This window comes from Streptomyces sp. NPDC048516, assembly GCF_043199875.1.
GTDB lineage: Bacteria > Actinomycetota > Actinomycetes > Streptomycetales > Streptomycetaceae > Streptomyces.
In genome coordinates, this window is sequence record NZ_JBICWS010000010.1 from 49,313 (window position 1) to 75,372 (window position 26,060).

Annotated in this window: 15 protein-coding genes and 1 pseudogene; 12 read left to right on the forward strand and 4 right to left on the reverse strand. The window is 69.2% G+C overall.

The genetic code is table 11. The features are described 5' to 3' along the window. Nucleotides 1-37: 37 nt before the first annotated feature. Complete coding sequence (locus ACGFR7_RS20830) at nt 38-973, reverse strand: hypothetical protein (RefSeq protein ID WP_393321141.1); 936 nt, start codon at nt 971-973, stop codon at nt 38-40. Between the two features lie 319 nt (nt 974-1,292). Next, a complete protein-coding gene (locus tag ACGFR7_RS20835) occupies nt 1,293-2,585 on the reverse strand; it encodes a hypothetical protein (RefSeq protein ID WP_393321144.1) in 1,293 nt (430 codons plus the stop codon). A 999-nt stretch (nt 2,586-3,584) separates the two neighbouring features. On the opposite strand from ACGFR7_RS20835, the pseudogene ACGFR7_RS20840 reads away from it, so the two are divergent. Next, nucleotides 3,585-3,674: pseudogene (locus tag ACGFR7_RS20840) on the forward strand (3-oxoadipate enol-lactone hydrolase); the annotation flags it as partial. Nucleotides 3,675-3,845: 171 nt separating this feature from the next. Here ACGFR7_RS20840 and ACGFR7_RS20845 read toward each other — a convergent pair. Beyond that, complete coding sequence (locus ACGFR7_RS20845; protein WP_393321146.1) at nt 3,846-4,154, reverse strand: hypothetical protein; 309 nt, start codon at nt 4,152-4,154, stop codon at nt 3,846-3,848. An 805-nt stretch (nt 4,155-4,959) separates the two neighbouring features. On the opposite strand from ACGFR7_RS20845, the gene ACGFR7_RS20850 reads away from it, so the two are divergent. The 11 genes from ACGFR7_RS20850 (at nt 4,960) to ACGFR7_RS20900 (ending at nt 24,110) form a co-directional block, all read left to right on the forward strand. After that, entirely contained in the window at nt 4,960-9,111 is a 4,152-nt protein-coding gene (locus tag ACGFR7_RS20850; protein WP_393321149.1) for a DUF6603 domain-containing protein, read from the forward strand. Further along, entirely contained in the window at nt 9,098-11,545 is a 2,448-nt protein-coding gene (locus ACGFR7_RS20855) for a hypothetical protein (protein ID WP_393321152.1), read from the forward strand. Before ACGFR7_RS20850 ends, ACGFR7_RS20855 begins: the two co-directional genes overlap by 14 nt. After that, the gene (locus ACGFR7_RS20860) at nt 11,538-15,191 is read left to right on the forward strand and encodes a hypothetical protein (protein WP_393321155.1); all 3,654 of its coding nucleotides are present in this window, start codon (nt 11,538-11,540) and stop codon (nt 15,189-15,191) included. The genes ACGFR7_RS20855 and ACGFR7_RS20860 overlap by 8 nt, the downstream gene beginning before the upstream one ends. Beyond that, nucleotides 15,188-16,609 carry a hypothetical protein gene (locus ACGFR7_RS20865; RefSeq protein WP_393321158.1) on the forward strand — a complete coding sequence of 474 codons (1,422 nt, stop codon included), beginning with the start codon at nt 15,188-15,190 and terminating at the stop codon, nt 16,607-16,609. The genes ACGFR7_RS20860 and ACGFR7_RS20865 overlap by 4 nt, the downstream gene beginning before the upstream one ends. An 11-nt stretch (nt 16,610-16,620) precedes the next feature. Further along, on the forward strand, nt 16,621-17,937 hold the full coding sequence (locus ACGFR7_RS20870) for a hypothetical protein (RefSeq protein ID WP_393321160.1): 1,317 nt from the start codon (nt 16,621-16,623) through the stop codon (nt 17,935-17,937). 44 nt (nt 17,938-17,981) lie between these two features. Then, nucleotides 17,982-18,515, forward strand: coding sequence for a hypothetical protein (locus tag ACGFR7_RS20875; RefSeq protein ID WP_393321163.1), 534 nt, complete (start codon nt 17,982-17,984; stop codon nt 18,513-18,515). A gap of 4 nt (nt 18,516-18,519) precedes the next feature. After that, complete coding sequence (locus tag ACGFR7_RS20880) at nt 18,520-19,359, forward strand: hypothetical protein (RefSeq protein WP_393321166.1); 840 nt, start codon at nt 18,520-18,522, stop codon at nt 19,357-19,359. A 627-nt stretch (nt 19,360-19,986) separates the two neighbouring features. Continuing rightward, nucleotides 19,987-20,958: an IS110 family transposase gene (locus ACGFR7_RS20885; RefSeq protein WP_393321741.1), complete on the forward strand. Its 972-nt coding sequence runs from the start codon at nt 19,987-19,989 to the stop codon at nt 20,956-20,958. Nucleotides 20,959-21,274: 316 nt separating this feature from the next. Continuing rightward, nucleotides 21,275-22,558, forward strand: a complete 1,284-nt coding sequence (pcaC, locus tag ACGFR7_RS20890) for a 4-carboxymuconolactone decarboxylase (RefSeq protein ID WP_393321169.1) — start codon at nt 21,275-21,277, stop codon at nt 22,556-22,558. A gap of 89 nt (nt 22,559-22,647) precedes the next feature. Next, nucleotides 22,648-23,292: an MBL fold metallo-hydrolase gene (locus tag ACGFR7_RS20895; RefSeq protein WP_393321172.1), complete on the forward strand. Its 645-nt coding sequence runs from the start codon at nt 22,648-22,650 to the stop codon at nt 23,290-23,292. Nucleotides 23,293-23,330: 38 nt separating this feature from the next. Further along, a complete protein-coding gene (locus tag ACGFR7_RS20900; protein ID WP_393321175.1) occupies nt 23,331-24,110 on the forward strand; it encodes an exodeoxyribonuclease III in 780 nt (259 codons plus the stop codon). 104 nt (nt 24,111-24,214) lie between these two features. Here ACGFR7_RS20900 and ACGFR7_RS20905 read toward each other — a convergent pair whose 3' ends face one another. After that, nucleotides 24,215-26,041 carry an SGNH/GDSL hydrolase family protein gene (locus tag ACGFR7_RS20905; RefSeq protein WP_393321178.1) on the reverse strand — a complete coding sequence of 609 codons (1,827 nt, stop codon included), beginning with the start codon at nt 26,039-26,041 and terminating at the stop codon, nt 24,215-24,217. Nucleotides 26,042-26,060 lie beyond the last annotated feature (19 nt).

Consider the following 26,060-nt stretch of genomic DNA (forward strand, 5'->3'; position numbering starts at 1 on the left):
GGGTTGCAGGGGACGGGTGCGGGACGACGGTGCGGGCCTACGACTCCTGGGACGCCTTGAACAGCCCGCAACCCTTGCCTGGGGCGATGGGGAACAGGTCCAGCCCCACGGACCAGGGGATGTCGAAGTCGGCCGAGACCGTGGTCGGGTCGCTCTCGTCGACCTTCACGTTGTCGGCCTTGCGGAAGGTGGCTTTCCACCAGACCGAGGCGACGCCGGTCAGGGTCCTGTCGTCGTCTGCCAGCTTCGTGTCCCGCCACTGGTCGAGGGCGCCTTGCAGCAGCCGGGCCAGGAGGCCCCGGCCGACGAGGAGGAAGACCTGCTTGTCCGACGGCCAGTCCGCGGCCGGACCGGCGGTGGCGGTGAGGGCCGTGGACCGGCTCGGGCTCGCGGTCGCCGTGAGGACCAGGTGGGTCCCGGTGACGTCCAGGAGGACGGGGGTGAGGGCGACCTGCTGGCCGAAGAGGTCCTGGATGGGCAACTTCACCCCGTTCACCAGGTGTTTCGCCTGGTCGAGGACGTTCGGCACGATCACCTTCTCGACCATGATCCTCGTGTACGCGTCCGGGATCTCGGACAGCCACACGCCGAGCGGGACGACGGTGATGCCGCCGCCGTCGACCTTGGCCTGGACCGCGACTTTGACCTCGCTGACGCCCTGGGGAAGGGCGTCGCCGGCGATCGTGCCGTTCACCTGTAACTGCGGGACGTGGATCTGTAGGACTCCCGAGTCGGGCAGGTCCGTGACGCCCTGCGCCTTGATCATCTTGTTCCAGAGATCGGCGTCCGGCTTCCGCAGGGTGAGCCCGGGCGGTTCGAGGAAGTCCCAGGCGAAGGTGTACTCGACACCTCCGATGGTCTCGGGGTAGCTGCCCTGGAACACCGCACGGTGCTGACTGTGCAGGTTTTTGATACCCGAGTTGAGTGCGTCGGCATGGATTCCGAGTGCGAGGTCATATGGCGTTTCGGTCACGGTACTTGATCTAAAGGGCTGTGCGGACGGAGAAACAATCGGTTCCCGGCCATTGTCCAAGTCGGTCACCAGAGCGAACAAAAAAAGCCCCTCCGGTATTGCCGTTGGTGCCGAATTCGATGCCGCACATGCGCAGCGCAAAGCCGAGCAGATGGTGCTGCGGCGGAAAAAAACTGCCGCAATTCAGCCGGTGCCGGAGGGCCAGCCGGACGGAAACACGACTCCGGCCGGAACGCGTCCGGTCTCCGCGTACGGACACGCGTTCCGGTGCCGGGCGCGAGGCGGGAAGCCCTGGGCCCGGCACCGGCTTCGCGGTCTCCTACCGCTTGGTGACGGTCACCGTGCCCTGGAGCGCGAGTGCGTCACCGAAGCGCGCGAGGGTCAGGTCCGTCGGCGTCACGTCGAGGTGGACGGGCTCGACATCGACGGGGATGGCCGGGAAGTTGCCCACCGGGAACTCGACGCCGCGCAGCGCACTCCCGACGATGCCGCCGAACGTCGACGACAGGGCGTCGACGACCCACGAGACGATCACGCTGACGATGTCGCCGCGCGTGGGCACGAGCTTCAGATCGAAGGAACTCACCTCCACGGCAGTGGCCTTGAGCGTCGTCCCCGACATCGTCAGCGTCAGCGTGACGGTGGGGTCGGGCTCCAGGTGGAGGTCGAAGAACGCGTCGGTCGACCCGCCCCAGAGCCAGTTGATGCCGGCGCTGCCGCTGCCGGAGACGGAGGTGCGGACGCGTACGGTCGGCACGTCGTCCCACACCACCTCGCACCGGACGTGGTGAATGGTGATGTCTGCCTTGTAGTACCCGCTGCTGCCCAGGAATTCCTTGTGATCACCGGCATGGAAGGTCTTCCCCTCCAGGTACCCGGTCGCCACCTGCGCGATCCGCTCGACCGTGTCCCGCCCGAGCACGGCGACGAAGGGGCTCTCGGGCCAGCTGTCGGGGAAGGGGGGCTTGGGGATGCCGTGCTCGGCCAGGTTCAGGGCGGCCACGGCCCGCTGCGGCTGGATGACGGGGACGGGCGTCGACAGGGACAGGCCCGGGATCTGCGGGGCGGGCAGGGTGATGCCCGACAGTACTTTCCGGGACTGGTCCAGGACGTTGGGGAGCACCACCTTGTCCAGGAAGATCTTGTCGACCCTGCTCGGGGCATCGGCGGTGGCGCCGAGGGGATTGAGACTGAACAGACCCGTTTGCGAAGTTACGGCCTGGACCTGGACGGTCACCGCGATGTCCTCCTCCGCCGGGTTCCCGTCCCCGGAGTCGACCTTCACGTGCACCAGCTTCAGCCGCACCTGGAAGGTGCTCCCGTCCAGCGAGTCGCGCAGGGCGGCGACGTGTTCGGCCAGCTCGCCCTCGGTCATCCTGCCCGCGGCCGGCCCCTCGGCGAGGCGGGCCCGTAAGGCGGCCTCGGACTGCGCCGGCGGGGTCAGATCGAAGACCGGGGCCTCCTTGACGTCCCACGAGACGGTGAAGGTGACCTGCTCCACATCGAAGGGATGGGAGCCGGTGAAGTACTGCGGATAGAGCTGTCCATAGACCTCCTTGGAAGTCTCGTTCACGACGTCGGCATTGGCTCCCACCATGAGGTCGAAATTCATCCGCGCTCCCTTTTTCGATTCTGTACCAGTGATGCGCAGTCGGCCCATGGATAACAGTCCGGACGGCAGCCTCGGCATGGCGACTCCGGGCATGACAACGTGACCGACCTGGGCGACGGATCAGATAATGAAGCTACGGCCGCGGCTCGTTCAAGACCGCAGGAGAAATCCCGACACCCACCGATTCCCGAACACCTCCGGAATCGGCCCGACGGCGCCCGTCGGCTCCCCACTTTCGGTACTTTCCGCGGTCCCTCGCCAAGCAACGGTGATTGGCGCGATCCGGCAACGACACCTGCGGGCGGCGCCCCGGGCGCGGGCGAGGGTGACGTCCGGATACCAGCGGCGGGGGGACGGCCCGGACACGGCCGTCACTCCACTGATCACGAGGGGGGACAGTCCCGAACGTCTGGGCGGGTGAGGCGTCCTTCGCCGCGCTGTGCGGGGGTCAGCCCCGTCGAACGCTCCTCAGGCCGCCGGAACTACCGTCGCCTCAACCACGGACGGCGACCGTCAGGCCAACTCCGCCCTCCACCGGATCGTGCAGACCCGCCTGCGCTGCGACCCACGCACCCAGGACCACTACGAACGCCGCACCAAGCAGGGCAAAACCCGACGCGAAATCGTCCCATGCCTCAAACGCTACGCCGTCCGCGAGGTGTTCCACCTGGTCAGGCCCACACAGCCATGCCCCCCGTCATAGGGGCAGTTGTGAGATCTGAGAGCGCGTAGGGGGTGAGCGAGATCTCGGCACACCCTGCAAGGCCGCTTTGATGGGCCAGTAGATGCCCCGGTCCTGATCCCGAGCAAGGCACCCGCGTCCGTACCGGCGGATCATGGTGAGCTACGACGAGCCTGATCATCCGGTTGTCTACGTCGGGTAGACGGTGAGGCCCTGACCTGCGCAAACTCCGCTTCCGGCGTGGCTGGCGGTCACCTTTCGAACCTCTTCCTGACCCGGGCGTCAGGACGGCGTCAGAGAGCCGGTAGCGTGGCCGGGTGAGTGAGAAGACCCTGCAACACCGGATCGACGGTCCCGACGACGCCCCCGTACTCGTCCTCGGCGCCGCTCTGGGTACCACCTGGCACAGGTTGTAGATCGCGTCTCGTGTGGTCCAGGGGGTCCAGGTCAGGGGCGTAGGCACAGGACAGGGCCTTGTGGTCCAAGAGCATCAACGCTGTTGGTGAGACGCCTGTGATACCGCGTGAGACGAGAGGAACCCCGCCGGACTGCTCCGGCGGGGTTCTGCGCGTGAGAGCCTACGTCACGGAGCCGATGTGCTCGATACGCGCGGCTCGGATCCCGGCGAGGGCGCTCTGCACGGTCTTGCCCGGGACTGGGTCGCCCTCGATGCCTGCTTGACCCTGTCCTGGAATGACCGCCTGTGTGGGAGAGGGCGCGTCTCGCGAAGTGGTGTAAGCGTGCGCCCGTACCGGGCTGGGTTCCGCAACGTCGAGGAGACCCTTCGTGGCCGGTGTGTGGGCGAGCACAGAGGTGGCATCGGCATAGACGGTCAGGAGCCCCTCGGCCTCGTCGACGGAGCCAGCAGGGTGTGCCGCACGAAGCATGGGGAAATTCCTTGGTTCGATCACTGATCCGCCCTGAGGGGACCAGCCGCGCGGCGCGATACTCAGCTGTAGATCCCCGGTTGCCGAAAACCGGGGATCTACTTCGACCCCCAAGGGCCTCTGGATTCGGGCACCGCGGACCTCCGTCCCCCGGGGCATGCCGCCGGCCACAGGGACTTTCCGGGTCATGGATGCGCGGAAGTCGCCTGCGGGCGGCTTCTCAGGCTCATTGTTTTGGGCGCAACTTCCGTAGGCGGAGGAGCAGATAGAGCTGTGCGCAACCACTCGGGCCGGTGGATGGGGCATCCCTTTGCGCTTCACTGCCGGAACCCCAAGCTTTGTGGGCGGCGCCTGGACTGCGGGCACAGGACTTCGACGACCGCTCGCGTGATGTTGCCGACGTCCTCGGTGGACAGTCTTTTCCTCGTAGAACATGACAGCGAAAATTTGGGCGCGATGCCACCGGTCAGCGACCCGAATCGGTCAGGCGGTTGAGGCTGGGCCGATGTCGCGCTCGCCCTGTTTTTTGAACTGGCCCTCATGATTACGGGGGACGAGGGGACGCGCACCCGTGTTCTACCTTGAGTACGCGGGCAAGGGGCGGACGGCCGCGGCTGAGGTGGTTCCGACCGTCCGGTACGGGCGGTTCCAGGTTCCCGGCCACTACCGGCATGTCCAACGGCTCGGGTCGGTGGTTGCTCGGTCCTCGCGGAATCGTTGGGCGGAGAGTACCTTCTGTTGTTTCTGGTGTGATTGTTTCATGTTCGCCGATGTCTAAAAGGTGACGCCTAGCTCAGGGGCATACTTGCCGGGCATAGACGCCTGCCTGCACGCTTCGACGGTTGCCGTTGAAAGGGTTGCCATGCCGGAAAAAGAAGAAGTGAACCTCCTTTCCCCTGCTAAGCCAAAGGACAGGAAGGACAACATCTCGCATCCGTATCTGGAAAAACTGGTCAGTCGGAATCCGGAAAACCTAGAGCAAGTAATGGAAGGTGGGATCCCGCTTTCGCGCCATCATGTCATCCCTTATGCTCACCTTCTCAATTTCTGGAACAGGGTTGTTGAGAATGAGTACAATAAAACATCGCCGTCCCCCGAGGGGCTCAAAGAAAAACTTCAGGCTCTAGTCAAAGTCATTTTGGATGTTTGCGGTGAATATCAGGGCTTCGAAGGCAACATCTGCTCTTTCAGGGATTTCGTCGATAAATTCATCGCCTCAGAGTATGCTCACCGTGTGGCGGACCCGCCCGATCCCCCCAAGTCTCGCCCCGAAGGGTTCTACAGGGTACTTAGATTCTTCGCCTGGCTGCCGGGCAATCTATTCATCGGCCCCAATAGTGAGCATCGCTACAAAGACCCGAAGGGGGGCTTCGAGAGGGATTGTGCGCCGATTGTCGGGGAGGATGCACTCAGGATTCGAAGGGGTGCGTTCGCGAACTTGGAAAGATATCTTCAGAATCCCGGGCTGACGTCGGAAGGGAAGGAGTTTGTTGATAAGTACATCAAGCTCATAAAGGAGGGAACGGGCGATAGAATCTGGCCACTCAGGCACGTTGACTGGGAAAGGGGGAAAAAGAATCCGAATCGGTGGGGGATCCGGGGCGTCCCGGAGCTCAGGCCGGTGGAAGGAATTGGCCAGCACTCGTCCGACTGGACAGATGACCGCGTGGAGATCTCCGGCAAGACGATCGAACTCGATGTCTGGTACGAGGAAGACAATCACCGTCGGCTCCGTGGCAGTGCGACCGACATCGCGATCGGTGAACTCATCGAGTGGATCGACGAGCAGTGGGGAGTGGGTCCTGAGATTCCGGAGGGATTACGCGAACTCGTCCTGCGCAACCTCACGCTGGAGAGGCTTACCGGCCCGGGCATTGAGGACTGGAATTTCACCATTGCTGCGGAAACGAAGTTCGGCGACCTCGCCACGGACCTGCTGATCTCTCTGCGCCGTCAGACATCGACCGCCGGTGGCCAGCCGAAGAGCGAGTTCACCATGTCGGCGCAGGCGGGACTCACCCTCGTCATCGACGAGGAGGAGACCCGCATGTGGTTCGAAGGCGAAATGAGACGCGCCACCGGTTCTCAGAGCGCATGGTCCGTGCGCGGTACGTGGAAGGCCGACGACAAGGGGCTGTCGCTCGCCGACCTCGGTGCTGCTCTCGGATGGCCGGATGCCGGGGAGCTGCTGGAGGATCTTCCGTCAGCGCTGCAGCCCGAGCTGCGGGAAGTGACGCTCGCGTACGACTCCAGGACCGGGCCCTTGCTCGCCGTTACGGTCGGGGCGTTGACCGTGGTGTTCGCCCCGGTGCGGGCCACCACTGGTCTGATCTGGTGCGTACAGGTCAAGGCCGCCGTGGACGCAGGGCTGGGAGACGTCCCGTTGCTTGCCGGGGCATTGCCGAAGGAGGCCGATCTACGACTCACCTCCCTGCGCGGAGTGTTCGCCTCGGCCGCGGTCGAGAAGCCCTTGCTGGAAACGCTCAACATCATGGTCAACGCCGCGGATTTGCCTTCCTTCCCGGCCGTGGCTCCGGGCGGGGGCCTCCCGCGTGGCGGGCTCCTGTGCGTCGAGTGCGCCGTCCCCGGCATGCCGCCCAACACCCTCACCGTGTCCCTGGGCAAGTCGGCCGGCTCCCGGCCGCCCGCCCTACCTACCGGCACCGGGGACGACGGGCACCGGCTGCCCCAGCTCCCCGATGGACAACAGCTCCCCGACGAGCAACGCACCGCGCCCACAGACGCCGTGCCCGAACCCGGACGAGTGCCCGTCACCACCCGCCCCGGAGCCTGGGTGGACATCGGGCTCTCCATCGGGCCACTGCATGTGCGCCGGATCGGGGTCACCTATGAGCAAGGTGCCGTCTGGCTCATGGTCGACGGGGCGCTGACCGCGTCCGGGTTCACCATGTCTGTGGATGGTCTCGGCCTGGGGGTGGACCTCGGTGGCGAGGGATTCCCCGTGCGGGCCCGCCTGGCCGGCCTCGGCGTCGAGTTCGAACGGCCGCCGCTGCGCATCGGGGGCGCACTGGTCAACCGGCAGCTACCGCCCCCCGACTTGATGGTGGGCGGCGCGCTCGTCGTGCAGATGCCGACGGTGGGGGTGACTGCCGTAGGGGCGTATCAGCGCTCGGGTGGTATGCCGTCGCTGTTCGTGTTCGGTCGCGGGACCTTGGCGCTCGGCGGGCCGGCGCCGTTCCGGCTGCGGGGCGTGGCCGCCGGGTTCGGTTTCAACAGCTCGGTCCGGCTCCCGGCCGCCGACAGGGTGGCGGACTTCCCGCTGGTGTCCGGGCTGGGCGGGGGGCTGTCCGACGACCCGATGGTGGTGCTCGGCGAGCTGACGAACGGTCAGTGGGTGGTTCCCCGCGAGGGTGGCATCTGGCTCGCGGCCGGCCTGGACTTCTCCTCCTTCGAGTTGGTTCACGGGCGATTGCTCCTGTTCCTTGAGGTCGGGGACGGGCTCACGCTCGGGCTGTTGGGCACGGCGCGCGGCGCCTTCCCGCCCACAGGACGCGCGCTGGCGCAGGTGCAGCTGCAGCTGAGGCTGGTGTACCGGTCGGCATACGGGGACTTCAGCGCGTCGGCGCAGTTGTACGACTCCTATGTGATCGACTCCGAGTGCGTACTCACCGGCGGATTCGCGTACACCATGTGGTTCTCGCCCAGTACGCATAGGGGGGACTTCGCGCTGACGGTGGGCGGCTACCACCCCTTGTATGCAGCGCCCGCGCATTATCCCCAGGTGCCCCGGCTCGGCTTTTCCTGGACGCCGGGCGGGGTCAGCATCACCGGCACCGCGTTCTTCGCCCTCACCCCGTCGGCGGTGATGGCGGGCGGCACTCTGGACGTTCGCTACTCCGCGGGGCCGGTCAGCGCGTGGCTGACCGCGTGGGCCCAGATCCTGATCAGCTGGAAGCCGTTGTACTTCCGGGTGGGCATCGGGGTGACCGTCGGGGCGTCGCTCAACCTGCTGTTCGTCACCCTCAAGGGAGAGCTGGGGGCGGAGCTGGACCTGTGGGGGCCGCCCACCGGGGGAACGGTCACCGCGAAGCTGGTGTTCGTCACGGTCACGATCGGCTTTGGGCGGGACCGCACCACCACTCCGGAGAAGCTGAAGTGGAACGAATTCACCGAACTGCTGCCGCCGCCCGGGGAGATTCTGCGGATTTCGGCCGCGTGCGGGTTGCTCCCGGACGACCAGCAAGAGCTCTCCGGTGAAGATCCGGACCGGCGGTGGCTGGTCGACGCCGACGGGTTCTCCTTCATCGCGGAGACCACGGTGCCTGCCTCCCAGGTCACCTTCCAGGGCCGTGACCTGGGCACCGGAGCGAAGCTCAACATCCGACCGATGCAGCTCACCGGGCTGGACAGCCCCTTGACCGTGCGGGTGGCCCGCAACATTGCCGCGCAGGGAGCCACTGCCCGGTGGGAGCCGTTGGTCGACGACGGTTCCTGGAAGGAGACCGTGCTCTTGGGCAGTGCCTCCTCCGCGCTGTGGGGGGCACCCGGAGCATTGAACGAGGAACTGCTCGACCCCGAAAATCGGTTGGTCGGGGGGCGTACGGGACTGAAGATCACCGTGCCCTCGCCGAAGACCACCGGCGACCTGTGGGAGCCGATTGCCGACAGCTCGTTCAGGTACGAGCCCATGCCGGACGCCGAGGGCCCACTCGACCCCGCTGCCCTGCCCGCCGGCGACCGGACACAGCCCGCGCCCGCGCCCGGCGCCGGCGTGCAGCGGGTCGCGGACACCATCGACATGCAGAGCGGCGAGCGTGGGCGGCTGCACCAAGCGCTGACGGAACTGCTGGCCCCGGAGCGGCACGGGTGCCTGCCCGACGGGTCGCTGGCCGCCTTCGCCGGTCATGTCCGCGAAGAGGGACTCAGAGCCGACCCGCTGCTCGTGGTTTCCGGCGCGCATGACCCGCAGGGGAGGAATGCCGATGTCACGCGGTGAGACGCAGCCCCAGGCGCCACGCTTCGAGGTGCACCTGACGGACGACTACGTGCCGCGTGTGCCGGCCGGCCAGTTCCGGATCGAGGCGACGCAGACCATCTCCGGCATCCAGGACGGAGGCGAACTACCAGGGGCAGCACGTATCTTCGAGGTGAGGGCGCCGCAGTTCCAGCTGGCTCCCGGCGTCGTGCACGCGGTCAATCCAGCGCCGGAGACGGAAGGGTGCCACGGCCGCGTCCTGGCGCACGTCACGCTGGCGGCGCGCATCCTGCCGTGGCAGCGCACCACCGACCCCGGCGAGCTGGACACCGGGCCCATCGAACCTCGCCCGCCGTGGCTCGCGTTACTCGTCTTCGCCGCCGGTGAACTCCCGGACGACCCGAACGCGGCAGGAATCACCGACACCATGGCCGTCAGTGATCTGCTGTGGCCTGCTGAACCGGCCCTCGGGGAGATCAGGCCGACGATCCCGCCATCCCAAGTCGCCGAGGGTGCGGCGACGGAGTGCCGGGTGCTCCGAGTACCCGGTGCCGCCTTCGCCGCCGTCTGCCCTCGTGAGGACGAGTTGCGCCACCTCGCGCACGTACGCTCCGTACGCGACGCCGACTCCGACTCACTCAGAGACGATCTGACCGAGGGCGACTTCTCGGTGGTGATCTCCGGGCGGCTGCCGGATCCAGCGGGTGGTCGGCACGTCGCGCATCTGGTGTCGCTGGAGGGCTGCGGCGAGGCACTCGCGTACGCGGCGTCCGCCGGCCCGCACGAGCAGGACGTACGGCTGGTGTCACTGCATCACTGGTGCTTCGACGCGCTACCGGAGGGCGAGGGCGGGGCCGGGTTCGTCCAGCGGGTGCACGACCTGCTGTTCGACGACGCGGCGGAAGGGGCCGCACGCGACCTGCTGCTGCGGATCCCCGTGCCGGGGCCTTCCGACGGAGTCGATACCGGGCCGGGCGACGAGGCACGCAAGCGGGCCACCGACCGCCTCGCCCAGGGATGGGTGCCGTTGCCGTACCAGGTCGACTCGGGAGAGGAGGCGTACGCCTGGTACCGGGGCCCCTTCACCGCCGCTCCTTCCCACCAGCTGCCCTCGATGCCCGAGGGCGGCTGGACGACGGCCGGCGGGCTGCTGGCGTACGACCCGGACTGGGCGGTGTTCGACACGGGTTGGGCAGTGGCCTGGACGGTGGGCCGCTCCCTGGCACTCGCCGACGACGACTTCGCCGCCAGGCTGGGCAACTGGCGTGACCGGGCGCGATTCCGGGCGGCGCAACTGGCCCAACGCCTGGCCGCGGCACCACCGGAGGCCGACGCGGCGGCCTGTCTCGGGCCGCGACCGCGGTCGCGGGCCCTGCGGGAGCGCGTCGAGGACGGGACCCTTGAGCGGCTCATCCGCGAGCTGAGCGAGGTCAGGACAGGGCCGGAACGGCCGCGATCGGCCGATCGCGGCCGTTCCGGAAGCGCTACCGCCGACCTGACACAGACCGGTGCTCCGCCACGCCAAGCGCCCCTGCACCGGGTGCTCGCTGAAGCACTGGCCGGCCCCGGCACCGCTTCCGGCCCACACGCCCAACGGCTCACCGCCCTGCGCGCCGCCCTGCGCGAGGAACTCGCCGAGGACGGGGAGAAGCCGCTCGCCGACTGGTTCGCGAGGCTGCGCCTGCTGCACGGCGTGCCGTTCGCCTACCTCGTACCGTCCGAGACGATGCTGCCCCCCGAGTCGCTGCGGTTCTTCCACGTCGATCCCGGCTGGCTCACCGCTTTGCAGGCCGGGGCCGAGAGCGTCGGCGCAGCTGGTGAGGCGGACCGGGCCCTCGCTGCGTTCGCCGGCCCCTGGCGGAGCCAGATCACCGCGGCCGACGACCCGGGCCCGTGTGCGGGCATGCTGATCCGGTCCGCGCTCACCCGTGAATGCCCGGAGCTCAGCATCCAGGCGTGGCAGGGCGAGGAGGCCGTCGGCTTGCTGCGCCGGGAACTGCTGGCGGGCGACATCCTCCTCGTCCTCTTCGACAAGGTGCCGGACGCGGTGGAGCTGTCCGAGCCGCCCGAAGGGCTCTCGTTCGGCGCCGACCCGCACCCGGTCGACGGAACACCCGTCCTCAACCTGCGCAGCCTGGGCGGCGGCGACGATCCGCCGGGGGAGACGCTCGATGGCGCGTACTTCCCACAGGAACCGGGTGAGGACGGCCTCCTGGCGTACCTGCGACCCAACGCGGAGGGGCAGCGCGAGCGGCGTGTGCTCGATCTGCGCCCGGCGGATCCCGACGCGCTGATCGGCGCACTCGCCACCCGGCTCCGCGAGGCAGGCCAGCTGTCCGATGGGCCACTGGCGCCCGCCCCCTTCGGGCTCCAGCTCCTCAACGCTCCCTACCGGCAAATGATCGTCACCCCACCCCTCACCCCCACGCCTCCACCGGGAGCCGGCCATGAATGAGCCCACAGCCCTGCTGGTCCCCGTCCAGGTGGACGCACTCGTGGTCAACGATCAGGTACGGATCGGTGAGAACTTCCAGCGCTGGCAGCCCAACTACGCTCTGCTGCGCCACCGGCTCTCACCGGAGCCGCCGCCGTTCGCGGGCATCGACACTGAGTTCGCCGTCCGGCCCGAACGCAGCGGCGTCTACCTCCAGTGGCAGCTTCCGCAAGCACTCATCCATGGCTGCCAGGAGAACCCCGAGGCCGACATCACCTTCCCGCTGGTACCCAACCGCTGGCTGGTGGTGCGCACCCACGGCCCCTCCGCGGGCGGCATCCGTGAGCGGACCGCCTGGATCGTGGAAAGCGATCACCTCGACCCCGCCACCGGCACCAGCCCCTACGTCACCCGCGACGGGCAGATCACCCGCATCGGCCGCCGGATCGCCCTGGCGGACGAACCGTGGAGCGAACCCGAAGCACCGGCCGGCGAGCTGTTCCTGACCGTCATCGGTCCCGGCCTGGCCACCTTCGCGGCCTACCAGCCCTACAACACCAACGTGTTCTCCCTCCACGACACGATGGACGGCCTCGACGACGACCGGGAGCACGCCGTCTCCTACTTCGTCGCCGGCTGGTACAGCGACACCAGCGCCGACCCGGTGACAGGACTGACCACCGAACAGCTGAAGACCCTCCTGACCACGCACGACTGGACGGTCGCCGAAGACCAGGACGGCCCCGCGACCCGCCTGTTGTGCCACGGCACGGTGCTGGGCCTGACCTGGCACCGCACCGGGCCGATGCCGTCCTCGCCGCGCCCCGACGTCGTGAACGCCGCGGTCGGCAACACCACCGCACACGCCACCGGCGCCCTTCCCCAGGAAACCGAGCCGGGCGACGACGCGCGAGGTCCCTGGAGCGCGGCGGCGCTCCTCGGGGCGCTCCAGCACGGAATGCTGGACGACGCGGAAAGCCCCTTCGCGCAGGCCAGACGGGCCTTCGCCGCCTGGTTCACCCCCGCCCCCGCCGGCTACACCTGGCACCTGGAGGAGGACCCGCACGCCCCCCGGGCCTCCCGCCGCGAACGACGGGCAGCCCGCCGGTCCCTCACCGGCCTGCTCGACCGCCTCAACCGCGCCCAGGCCGTGCACGACGCAGCGGCCCAGGATCTCGCAACGGCCCGGCGCAGGCTCTATGACCTGTGGTGGGCACAGGGCATGCCGGAGACACCGATGCTGCTGCCCGGAGGGAACCAGCAGGATCCCGACGCCTACCGGGAACAGCTGAACCAGCAGCTCGCCGCCGCCGAGCAGGAAGCCACCGCCTGCGAGGAAGCCCTGCGACAGGCCCGCGCCCTCATCCCCTGGGGGATGACGCCCGACAAGCTGGCCGCGGATATCCAGGAATATCTCGGCGACGCCGCTCCCGGATTCGTGCTCAAGCGGGCCCCGCTGCCCGACTACCACCGGCCCAACGAACCAGTGGTGATCCTGCGCGGGACGCAGGCGGACCAGCAGATCCGGTCGAAGGCCGACGAAGCCCTGCGCTGTCGCCGCCCCGCCGAGCTGGTCACCGGGGTGTACCTGGACGCCGGGCGTACACACCTGGCCGCCGCGCCTGCCTCCGCTGTCCCCCTCCCGCCGAACCTGCCGCACAGTCCGGAGGAACTCCGCCCGCTCCTCGCAGAGTTCTTCCATCTGGACCCGGCCGGTGCGGCCGAGCTGGCCGCCGCCACAGCAGTGCCGGAAGAACTGCTGGAGGACCTGCGCGCGGCCATGACAGCGCCACAGCGACAGGCACGCGGGGTGGCGCCCGCGCACGGCACCGCTCCGTGGTCACAGCCGTGGTCGCCACTGTTCTTCCAATGGGAGGTGGACTACTACCCGATCGCCCTTGCGGAGCCCGACTCGGCCCAGGCCCCGGAGAACGCCAACTGGGTCTTCGACGGCTACCGCTATCGCTGGCCCCGGCGGCGTGGTGTCGGCGAAGCGATCACGCTGCGCGGCCGCCAGTTCCTCACTCCGACACCCTCCCAGCAGCAGGAGGGGAGGCTGCGCCAGTACGCGGCGGACCGCTCGGGACCGTACCGGGAGCAGCTGATGGCACTGGCCGCGCTGGCCGGTGAAGGCGACCTCATCGCCCAGACGCTTGATGGTTTCCAGGACCAGCTCTCCGCTCGTTCGGTCAACAACGCGCTGGAGACGGATGGTTCTTCGCGGGTACGCAGCGCCGCGGTGGCGGAGCAGGCCGCCCTCATCCGGCCTCCCGACCTGGGGTCGTTGCCCCATCCTTTCGTCTTGTGGCCGACGTCCCGGTTCCAGGAGATTCGCTCCGGGCAGTTCGCCTTCCACCGGCTGAGCATCGTCGACCGGTTCGGCCGCGCTCTGCCGGTGGTCGTGCCCGACGAGATCCAGCTGCGGGAGTCCATCGGCAACGGCACACCCGCCCACGCCTTCCGCCCCTGGATCGCCGACGAGTTGTGTCCGGGCCTGGACGAGAACGGCCACCCGATCACCGTGGTCACTCAGGACGCCGGCCGCTTCGTGGAGGTCAAGCCGCGGCTGCCGCAGCCCGCACGCACGCGGCTCTATCCCGTTTCTGCAACCGACGACGACACCCCCGCCGAGGGGGATCACGCAGGCGCCGCCCTGTGCGGCTGGCTGATCCCCAACTACCTGGACCGCACCCTGCTGTGCTATGGCCCGGACGGAGCGGCTCTCGGCGCCGTCGACACGGCGGTGACCACTGGCGGAGTCACCCGGCTGGCCTGGCTGCCGCTTCCCGGTTCTCCCTACGAACAGCACGAGGACCTGGCCGAGGACCACCGGCACCTGCACGACCTGGTCGCCACCCTGCTGGAGCGCGACCCCCGCACCCTGGTCACCCTGCTGCGCGCCCTCGACCGTACCCTGACGACGATCGCACCGAACGGCGACCAGACCCCCGGGACCACCCTCGGACGCCTGCTCGGCCGTCCGCTGGCCCTGGTACGGGCCTGTGCCAGGATCGACCTGGACGGCCCCGCACGCTACGACCCGTCCTGGCGCAACCTGCTGGACCCCGCGCCCCCGGCGCTGCTCGGCTACCGCTGGCCGGTGCGGCTCGGCGAGTGCGACGACCTGGACGACGGGCTGCTCGGCCACTTCCTGGAACGGGACTACGGCACCCTGCACACCGTCCTGGCCGACGAAGACCTCAGCGACCTGGACGATCCGGACGGCTACCTGCGGCCGATCGCCGCCGGGTACGGACTGGCCCTGCCCGCGCGTGCACCGCGCGACCACGACACCGCCAGCTCGGCACGGCTGACGCTCCTCGTCGACCCGTACGGAGCGGTCCACGCCACCACCGGAATCCTGCCGACCGCCCACCTTCAGCTGCCTGGGCGAGTGTTCGAGGAGCCGTTGGAGGCATTGGCCGCAGCCTTCCGGTTCGGGCCGATGCCCCTGCTCCCCGTACCGGGCAACGAGAGCCCGGCCCTGCCACGCCCCTCCGACCGCCACGGCACCTGGAGCTGGCAGCAGAGGTCCCCGGCCGGCACATGGCAGGAACTGCCGACCCGCCCGAGCACTCCGGAACCGCACTTTCCCCTGCCAAGCCCGCAGTTGCGGACCGGCTGGCTCCAACTGCACCCGGCCGAGCCCGAGGAGGACCACGCATGACGACCGGCATCACCGGCGAAGAACTTCCACCACCGGCCTACGCCCTGGGCCGGGGAGCCCTCGACCACGCCCTGACCTCCGCCCCCTTCCCCCTGCAAGCCGGCCACGTCACCGCACCACTGAACCGTGCCGACCTGGACCTCGTCATCTCCGCGGCCCCCGGCGAGGAGGTGCTGTGCCGGGGCCTGGTGATCGAACTGCCGATGGGGACCACCGCCCAGGACCTGGTGGAGTCCGCCGACGGCATCAGCATCGCCCTGTCGGACGACTTCTGGAGCTGGTCGCTGGAGACCACCGACACCGCGGTCCGTTGCCTGTTGACCGCCAAGGACGACGGATTCATCTTCGACGAGGACGGCCTGACGGTCGGGCTGCGTGGCCTTGGCATCAACCGCGAACACGGAAATACCTACCTCAAGGTGTTCGAGGATTCCGAACCACTGGAACTGAACACCACCAGGCAACCGGTGACCCTGGTCTTCGCGAAGGTGCCCTACCGCCCGGAGATCGAATCCGGATCCCCCAACCGCTTCTCCGCGCACCGCTACTCGGGCAGCGGCGCCGACACCGCCCCCGCCACCCTCGTCAAGGCCGGGTCCGCAGTCACCCTCCGCTGGCAATACCGGGAGGGCGTCGAACGCCACCTGTTCGGTCAGTACCTGTCCGCCGACTACTCGGCACCCGGAACCGACGTCTCCCACCTCAGCCGCTTCGACACCGAACCGCTGCAACGCGCGACCACCTTCACCCTGCGCACCCGCCACCAGGAAACCGGCGAGACGACCTACGACACGGTAACGGTGCAGGTCGATTCGCCCACCCTGGCCGGGCTCACCCTCACAGGCCCCCTGAGCGGGTATGACGGCACGCTCACCCTCGCCGTACCGGTGACCGTGGACGGAGAACTCGTCGCACAACAGGGAATCGAAGCATCCAGCGCGTTTCACGCGTCCACCGCCGTCTCCGTGAGGGACACCCTGACTACGGAGGTGGGCGCGACCATCGACGGCCCGCTCCAGGTGGACGGCTCCATCGAGGTGCTCGACGTCGAAGCGCAGCACATCACCACCGGGAACCTCACCGCGAAGAAGACCGTCAAAATGTTCGGCGACACGCGCCGCCTGGGCTTAGCAGGCGATTCCCTGACCGCCGAATCCGACGGCCTGTGCGTGGCCCATGCGTTCTACATCGGCTCGAATATCGGTGCGAACTTCCACTTGCACGTGAACGGCGACCAGCGGCCGATGCACGCTCACGCGAGCATGAGGCACCCCAGCCAAGCCGTCTTCATGCCCATGCTGCGTGGCGAGACACTCACACTCAGCGGGCAAGTGCCGGGCGGCAACACCACCCTGGTGCTGTGGATGCCGTTCGGGGGACTGGCGAACAGCGTCCACCCTGATGCGCACCGCCCTTGAGAAAGGCAGACATGACCACCGAGGCCGCTGCCACACCCCTGCTCACCCATAGCTTCTACACGGACCCCGATCCGCTGGAATCCGACCCTTGGGGTCCCACCGAAGCGGAGGTCACCCTGCTGGTCACCAACGGAGGCTGGAGCCCCGTGCGGTGTACCGGCATCACCGTCACCATCCCTGTTGGCCAACGCGCCCGGGACCTGGCCGCAAGCTCACAGAACGTCAATGCCACATCGGTGCCCGATGGCTGGGAGGCGGAGGACCCGATCCGGACCAACAGGTTCGTACGCTTTGCCTTCACCCCGTCCGGAGGCTCCACGGTCATCACGGACAGGTCGCTTCGGTTCGACTTCTTCCCCATGGCCGTCAACAGCACTGTGGGCGTGTCCTACCCCGAGGTCACCGAGACGACTGCTACCGGAGACGAGCCGGCGGAGGAGCGGCCCGTCATCCTCAAGCTGCCCAAGTTCCCGGTCGGGGTCCGCAGCGGCGCGGCCACGGGTACCAACCTCGCGGTCTTCCCAGAGCAACACACCGAGGCGGACCTGCCGCTGGTCCGGGTCGCTCGCGGCAGCAAGGTCACCATCGCCTGGAAACCTGCGCCCGGGCTGGCCCGCATTCTGCACTGGAAGGACAGTGACACGGGAACCGAGATCGCGGACGGTGCGGGCAGCCTGGTGTGCGGCCCTCTGCTCCGGGACACGACATTCACCCTCCAGACCGTCTCCCAGGCCGAAGGTGAGACCACGAACCGGTACGACTCGGTGACCGTGGCAGTCGACGTGCCCTCCTACACGAAAATCACGGTGCCCGGTGAGGTGGGTACGCCTGCCCCTTCCACCCCGATGCGCGTCGACGGACAGCTCACGATCACGGAGTCTCTCACCGCGCCGTGCGCCCTGGTCTCCGGAGAGCTGAAGACGCAGGGCACACTCTGCACGCCGTCGGTCGACGCCGACCGTCTGCGCTTCTCGGGGACCGTGAACGCCACACAGATGCATTTCCCCACGGATCTCACCGCGGCCAGGGTCACCACCAGGCGGGGGCTCACCGCGACCGGGACCGTACGCATCCTCAGAGCCGGCAGGGAGGAGCTGTCCGCCAACGGAGGCACGCGGACCATGACCACGGACGGGGTGGTGGTGGCCAGCGCCCACGGAGGGAGCGGTGAACTGACCTTGAAGGTAGACACATTCCAGACCACCACCGTGAGTGGACTGGGCAATCTGACGGTCCCCGTCCGCGCCGGCAGGGACGTCACATGGGCCGTTGAGGGGACTCCCGACTCAGGCCAAGTCAGCTTCTACTGGTTCGCATTCGGCGTTTAACCGCGTGCACGGACCTCTCCCGGCCTCCATCGCGAAGGGCAGCCATGAATTCCCCCAGCCCGACAGACGAACAGACGCTGCTCACCTACACCTTGGCAACGGTCCCGGATCAGGTGTACGCGAGTCCTCCGGACGGCGAACTCTCCTTGTGCGACCTGCTGATCACCGTGACCAACCACCGTACCGAGCCCGTCTACTGCCCACTCCTCACCATCCGACTGCCCGTCGGCGCCGGGGCCCGGCAACTCGTGGCATCCGGTAGCGGGATCACCCCTCTCGCCACACCCGCCACGTGGTCGGTCGTAGCGTTGCAGGAAGACGTGCTGATCGCCGTACCGCACGACGGCACAGCCAGGTTCACCCCCTCCGAACATGCGCCACGGCAGACGGTGACGCCGAGCCTGGCCATCGAACTGAAGGGGCTCCGGATCAGCCGGGAGCCGGGCACCGCAGTCGTCGAGGTCGCCGAATCCGCTGCCACCACCCCCGACGGGCCACCGTTAGGACGCACCCACTCCTTCGAGATCATCAAGCGAGGGCTCGGACTCGCCACCGCGGGCCTTGCCGAGGAGGTCTGACCCCATGGCATCAACGGCTGTCAACTTCACCGCCCATCTCAACCTCCCTGGAGACCCGCCACACCCCACCCCGGCAACCCTGGTTCGTCCGGGCGACATGGTCGTCCTCCAGTGGAGCGGACCGGCCGGGGAACACACTTTGTACAGCGAGGACGAACCGTCGGGCAGGCTCGTCACCTTTCCGTACATCACCCAACCGCTCACCCGGGACTCCGTGTTCACCCTGAAGAGCGTCGCGAGCGGGATGATGCGCTACGACTCGCTCACGGTCACCGTCGACCGGCCCGTACTGCCCGGCATCGAAGTCGGCGAACTCGTCAGCGGCCCCGCCCTCACCATCACGGCCCCGCTCACGATCAACGGCCCACTCACCGTCGATGGCGAGACCGACGTCACCGGTACCTGCTCCGCCACCGCGGTTGTAGCCTCCGGCCCCGTGGAGACCAAGTCCCTGACCGTCCGCGCAACCGCCACCAGTGTTGACAGCGGGTCGCGGCTGAGCACGGAGGGTGAGCTTACCGTGACTGGCACCCTCCAGAGCGACGAGTCGCTCAGTATTCAGGGAGGACCCGTCGAGATCTTCGACAAGGACCTCCGCAGCGGTACCGAGATCGGCCCCTACGACCCCGCTCCAGGCGACGGATTCATCGTCACCACATCCGATCGCGGGGTCTCCTCCGACGTCCAGCTCACCGCCAGCGGCTGGTACACCACCAGTGCCGCCGCCCGCGGTTTCGGTCGTGGCGCAGCACTGGCGGCACTGCCGGTCCTCCAAGGCGACCAGCTGAGCAGCACCGCATCCAACGTCAACTACTACTTGATCCGGTTCTCAACCGGCTCGTAGCCCAGGACCCTGGCCAGGGCCACACCGATCGCGCATGTCGGGCGGGCAGGGCCACCGCTGTCCGGGTCGGCATCGGCCGGGTCCACGGCGACGGCAAGGCGCTGCCACTCGACGACCACTTCAGCGCGCGGGCATGGTCTCACAATGACAATGCTGTGGGGCTCCTTGTTCGGTCCTCTCGCTGTCGTCAGTGGGCGCCAGCTGTCGAATGGTCCCGACTGACGGTCGGGTTTGAACAACGGGGGTCCACATGTCGTGAGGGGCGGGAGGATGGGTGGGTGCTTTCCCCGGTCCGGAGTCTGACTCATGAGATCTCTGACCGCGATGTCCTTCTCTCACAGTGTCGGCCGTTGGCCGAGGAAGGTGCGTTGTCGGCACCGGGCTGGCGGGGTGTGTCTCGATAGGGGCCTGCCGGTCCATGAGGCGTCATCACGATTCTGACCGCCCCACGCGACCCGGTGCCGGCGACGCGACGAGCCATCGGACCGGAAGGGAACGAGCATGTCCCCAACGAGCACGTCCAGTACGTCGCCTGCCCCGCGTACGCGCCGTCGCCGCCCCACGAGGGAGGTGGTGCTGGGAGTGGACACGCACCGGGATGCTCATGTGGCTGCGGTGCTCTCCTTGGTGGGGGCAGTGCTCGCCACTGGCGAGTTCCCGGCCACCGCGGCTGGATACCGCGACCTGCTGAGGTGGGTCAGGGGTCTGGGCGTGGTGAGGCGAGCCGGGGTTGAGGGGACCGGCTCCTTCGGGGCGGCTCTGTCCCGCCATCTGCTGTCCCATGGTGTGGTCGTGTTCGACGTGAATCGGATGGACCGGGCAGATCGCCGTCGGCGCGGCAAGACGGATCCGCTCGATGCCGAGAACGCGGCCCGGACGGTGCTGAGCGGGCGAGCCCGCGCCAGGGCCAAGTCAGGTGACGGACCCGTGCAGATCGCCCGGTTATACAAACTGGCCAAGGGATCGGCCGTCAAAGCCCGCACTCAGGCCATCAACCAGCTCAAGGCCGTCCTCCTTACTGCCGACCCCGACCTGCGGGAAGAATTGGCCGGGCTGAACAATGCGGAACTCTTCCGCACCTGCGCACTGCTCGCCGATGTACGCCAGAAGGACGAGGACGGTGAAGCCCCGGTGCTGCACGCCACTCGCATCACCCTGAGCCTGCTGGCTCACCGGATCGGGCAGCTCACTGACCAGATCCGGGACTTGGAAGATCGCCTGGCCCGCCTCGCGGAACGCCACGCCCCGCAGCTGCTCGCAGTGGTGGGTATCGGTCCGGACACGGCCGCCACTTTGCTGATCACGGTGGGGGACAACCCGGAACGGCTGAACAGCGAAGCGTCCTTCGCCGCGCTCTGTGGGGTCAGCCCCGTCGAGCGTTCCTCGGGCAACCGGCAGTACCGTCGCCTGAACCGCGGAGGCGACCGGCAGGCCAACGCCGCCCTGCACCGGATCGTGCAGACTCGTCTGCGCTTCGACCCCCGCACCCAGGACTACTGCGAACGCCGCATCAAGGAGGGGAAGACCCGACGCGAAATCGTCCGATGCCTCAAACGCTACGCTGCCCGGGAGGTCTTCCACCTGGTCAGGCCCGTATAGCCTTGGCCCCCGTCATAGGGGCTGTTGTGAGATCTGAGAGCGCGTAGGGGGTAAGTGAGACATCGGCACACCCTGCAAGGCTGCCTTGATGGGACAGAAGGCGCCCCGGTCCTGATCACGAGCAAGGCACCCGCGTCCGTACCGGCGGATCATGGTGAGCTACGACGAGCCGGGTCATCCGGTTGTCCACGTCGTCTAGGCCGTAGAGGCCCTGACCTGCGCAAACTCCGCTTCGGGCGTGGTCGGCGGGCGCACTCCGGCGGCTCTTCCTGACCCGGGCGTCAGGACGGCGTCGGAGGCCCGGTAGCGTGGCCGGGTGAGTGAGAAGACCCTGCAACACCGGATTGATGGTCCCGACGACGCCCCCGTACTCGTCCTCGGCGCCGCGCTGGGTACCACATGGCACATGTGGGACCGGCAGATCCCCGAGCTGACCCGTCACTGGCGTGTCATCCGTTTCGACCTGCCCGGACACGGCGGCTCGCCCGCCCATGCGGCGGCCTCCATCGCCGAGCTGGCCGACCGGCTGGTCGCCACCCTCGACGCCCTGGGCGTGGACCGCTTCGGCTATGCCGGCTGCGACATCGGCGGCGCCATCGGCATCCAGCTGGCGCTCACCCGCCCGCATCAGGTCACCTCGCTCGCCCTGGTGTCCACCTCGCCGCGGTACGGCACGGCCGACGCCTGGCGCCAGCGCGGTGTGGTCATCCGCACGAACGGGCTGGAACCGATCGCCCGCACCGCGCCCGAGCACTGGTTCACCCAGGGCTTCGCCGGTGCCCAGCCCGCGATCGTCGAGTGGGCCGTCCAGATGGTGCGGACCACCGACCCCGGCTGCTACATCGCCGCCTGCGAGGCGCTGGCGTCCTTCGACGTGCGGTCCTCCCTCGGCCGGATCGGTGTCCCCACCCTCGCCGTCGTCGGCTCCGAGGACCAGGTCACCCCGACCACCGACGCCCGCACCCTCGTCGCCGGAATACCCGACGCGAGCCTGGCGCTGGTGCCCGGCACCTCCCACCTCGCGCCCGTCGAGCAGCCCTCGGCCGTCACCGAACTCCTCATCCGGCACTTCTCCACGGCCTGGCACGACAAGCCCGGCCCCGGTGCCCAGAGCGCCATCGGTGCCGCGGCCCCCAAGCCGCAGATCGCGCCCCCGCCGCCCCCGATGGCGCCGCCCGCCGCCATAGAGTCCGGCCTCGCCCAGCCGGAACAGGCCCGCGGCGCCACCTACGAGGCAGGCATCAAGGTCCGCCGTGAGGTCCTGGGCGACGCCCATGTCGACCGGGTCGAGGCCGCCGCCGACGACTTCACCGGCGACTTCCACGACCTCATCACCCGCTACGCCTGGGGCGAGACCTGGACCAGACCGGGCCTGGACCGCCGTACCCGCAGCGTCATCACGCTCACCGCACTGGTCGCCCGCGGCCACCACGACGAACTGGCGCTGCACACCCGCGCGGCCCTGCGCAACGGCCTCACCCCCACGGAGATCAAGGAAGTCCTGCTGCACACCGCCATCTACTGCGGTGTCCCGGCAGCGAACTCCGCCTTCGCGGTCGCCCAGCGGGTGATACGGGAAGAGACGACGCCGGAGGGCTGAGGAGCCCCCCACGGGGTGGCGCGCGGACGACGTGCCGCGGCGAGGGGCGGGGACGTACGCATCGCGGTCCGCCACGGCAAAATGGGCCCATGGAACTCACCAAGAAGACCCACGCCTGTGTCCGGCTGGAGAAGGACGGGCGGACGCTCGTCATCGACCCCGGTGTCTTCAGCGAGGAGGACGCGGCCGTCGGCGCGGACGCGATCCTGGTCACCCATGAGCACATGGACCACTTCAACGAGGACCGGCTGCGGGCGGGCATGGAGGCCAACCCGGCGGCCGAGATCTGGACGCTGGCCAGCGTCGCCGACCAGCTCGCCGGGGCGTTCCCCGGCCGGGTGCACACGGTCGGCGACGGCGACACCTTCACCGCCGCCGGCTTCGAGGTGGAGGTGCACGGCCAGCTGCACGCCGTCATCCACCCCGACATCCCGCGCATCACCAACGTCGGCTACCTCATCGACGGCGGCACGGTCTTCCACCCGGGCGACGCCCTCACCGTCCCGGAGGGCCGTTCGGTCGACACCCTGCTGCTGCCCGTCCACGCCCCCTGGAACAAGGTCGCCGAGATCATCGACTATGTGCGCGAGGTCGCGCCGCGACGCGCCATCGACATCCACGACAGCCTGCTCCAGGACCACGCCCGCCCGATCTACGACTCCATGATCGACAAGCTGGGCGGCGGAACCGATCACGGCCGTCTGACCCCGGGCCACCGGACCGCCCTCGGCTGAGGGCCTGACTGTCAGTGCCGCGCGGTAGGTTTACCGGCATGCGCATCGCGACCTGGAACGTCAATTCGATCACCGCCCGCCTCCCGAGGCTGCTGGCCTGGCTGGAGCGCACCGGCACGGACGTGCTGTGCCTCCAGGAGACCAAGTGCAGCGCCGAGCAGTTCCCGTACGACGAGCTGCGCGAGCTCGGCTATGAAGCCGCGGTCAACGCCGACGGCAGGTGGAACGGCGTGGCCCTGCTGTCCAAGGTGGGGCTCGACGACGTGGTCAAGGGCCTGCCCGGCGGCCCGGAGTACGACGGGGTGCAGGAGCCGCGGGCTGTCTCGGCGACCTGCGGCCCGGCCCGGGTGTGGTCGGTGTACGTCCCCAACGGCCGCGAGGTCGGTCATGCGCACTACACCTACAAGCTCGGCTGGTTCGAGGCACTGAAGACGGCGGTCGCCGAGGACGCGGCGGGCTCCCGCCCGTTTGCGGTCCTCGGCGACTACAACGTCGCACCGGCCGATGAGGACGTCTGGGACCCGGCCGTCTTCGAGGGCGCCACCCATGTCACGCCCGCCGAGCGCGCCGCCCTGGCCGCCCTGCGCGAGGCGGGCCTGTCGGACGTCGTGCCGCGCCCCCTCAAGTACGACCACCCCTACACCTACTGGGACTACCGCCAGCTCGCCTTCCCCAAGAACCGCGGTATGCGCATCGACCTCGTCTACGGCAACGGGCCGTTCGCCAAGGCCGTGTCGGACGCGTATGTGGACCGCGAGGAGCGCAAGGGCAAGGGCGCCTCGGACCACGCCCCGGTCGTGGTGGACCTGGATGTCTAGGCCGGTGTGACGGCCCCGGCTGGGAGCCCGCCGCGGGCCGGCCGGGGGCTACGGGCCGGCGGGCGGCAGGCCCCGGGACGGTTCAGCTCCGCCCCGGGGCGGCGTCAGCCCCGCCCCGGCACCAGCGCCCGCAGGTCCACCGCGTTGCCGAGCGCCGCAAGGCCCGCGTCGCCGGGGTGGAGATGGTCGCCGCTGTCGTACGCGGGCAGCAGCCGTGCGGGCCGCTGCGGATCGCGGAGCACGGCGTCGAAATCCAGCGTCGCCTCGAAGACGGTGCCGGCGGCCTCGTGTACGAAGGCGTTGACGGCCTGGCGGCGGGCCTCCACGGCCGCGGTGCAGTCGGGGTAGCCCTCACAGGGCGCGATGGTCGCCACCACCACCCGCAGCCCCCGCTCGTGCGCCCGCCCCGCGAGGGCCCGCAGGCCGGCGATGACCTCATCGGCCGAGGTCCCCCAGCGCACGTCGTTGATGCCCTCGAACACCACCACCGTCCGCGCCGAGGGCTGCGCCAGCACATCGCGCTCCAGCCGGTGCTGAGCGCTCACCCCGCCGGTGTCCGTGCTGACCCCCTCGCCCGGATAGCGGTCGGTGACGATCCGGTTCGCCGAGATGCCCTGGTTGAGCACGCCGTAGCGGGGCAGCGCCTGCTGCGCCTGGAAGCGCCGGGCCAGCACATCGGGCCAGCGCCGGTTGGTGCCGCTCGTCGACTTCACCCCGTCGGTGATCGAGTCGCCCAGGGCCACGATCGAGCCGGGCCCGCCCGCGACGTCGACGCCGGTCAGGAACGGCCAGAAGGTCATCGTTGCGGGGTACGCGGCGCCCCCGGTGTCCGCGGTGCGGTCCCCGCTGCCCGCGGCGCTCAGATACGACTGCTGGGCCGCCTCCTGGTGCACCGGCGCCGCCGTCACCGTCCCCGGCAGATGGAGGCTCACCAGCAGATCGGCGCCGGCCGGAACGGTGAAGGCGGCGGGATCGCTGAACGCCTCGGCCCCGGCGGGTATGCGGACCCCGGTGTGCCCCTTGCCGAAGGTCAGCGGCACCGGTGTGCGCTCCGCCGCCGCCCCCGCGCCCCGCACCGCGATGCTGGCCGCCCCGATGTCCACCGGTGCGGCGGCGAAGGTGTTGGCGATCCGTATGCGCGCCCGCGGCCCGCCCGCGCCGCTGTGCACCACCAGCCGCAGCGTACGGTCGGTCCAGGGCCCGACCGCCCGGTAGCCCGCCGTGCTCGCCGCCCAACTCCCGGTCCTGCCGCGCCCGGTGTCCCGTACGGATACCGCGAACACATGCAGCGCACCGGACTGCCCGGACGCCTCCGGCAGCACCACCCAGCTCACCTCCCGCCCCGCCCGCAGCGGCACGGTCACCGCATACAGCCGCGTCGTCCCGGGCAGCTGCCCGCCCGGGCCGTTGAGATGCGGCAGTGTCACCGCCTTGGTGGCCGGCGGCCCCGACCGCCAGTCGGGCGCGGTGAGTTCATAGGTGCTGTGCGACCCGTCCCGGTAGCGCACGGTCCCGGTGCCCATGGCCGTACCGCCCGTCCCGGCGACCAGGAAGGCCAGCGCCTCGCCCCGGCCGCGTACCGCCACCGGCTGGCCGTCCGCGAGGACGTTGTCCGGCGTCCCGGGCGCGGTGCGCGGCAGCGTGAGCCGGGCCCCGTCGAGCGTCAGGACGCTCCCGGGCGACCAGCCGGCCGCCGCCAGGTCCTGAGCGGACAGCGAACGGCCCGCCCCGTCGAAATCGGCCGCGCCGGGCCGGGAGTTGTCACTGACCGCCCGGTTGTCGAAGAGTCTGGCCAGGGGCAGCGGGCCGGGCGGTCCTGCGGCCGGTGACGCGTGCGCCGCGCCGGTCGCCGCGGCTCGGGCATCGGTGGCCGGCAGTGCGGTAGCGGTGAGCAGCAGGATCAGGGCGGTGCCCCATCGTCGTACACGCATCGGTCCGTATCCCTCCGGT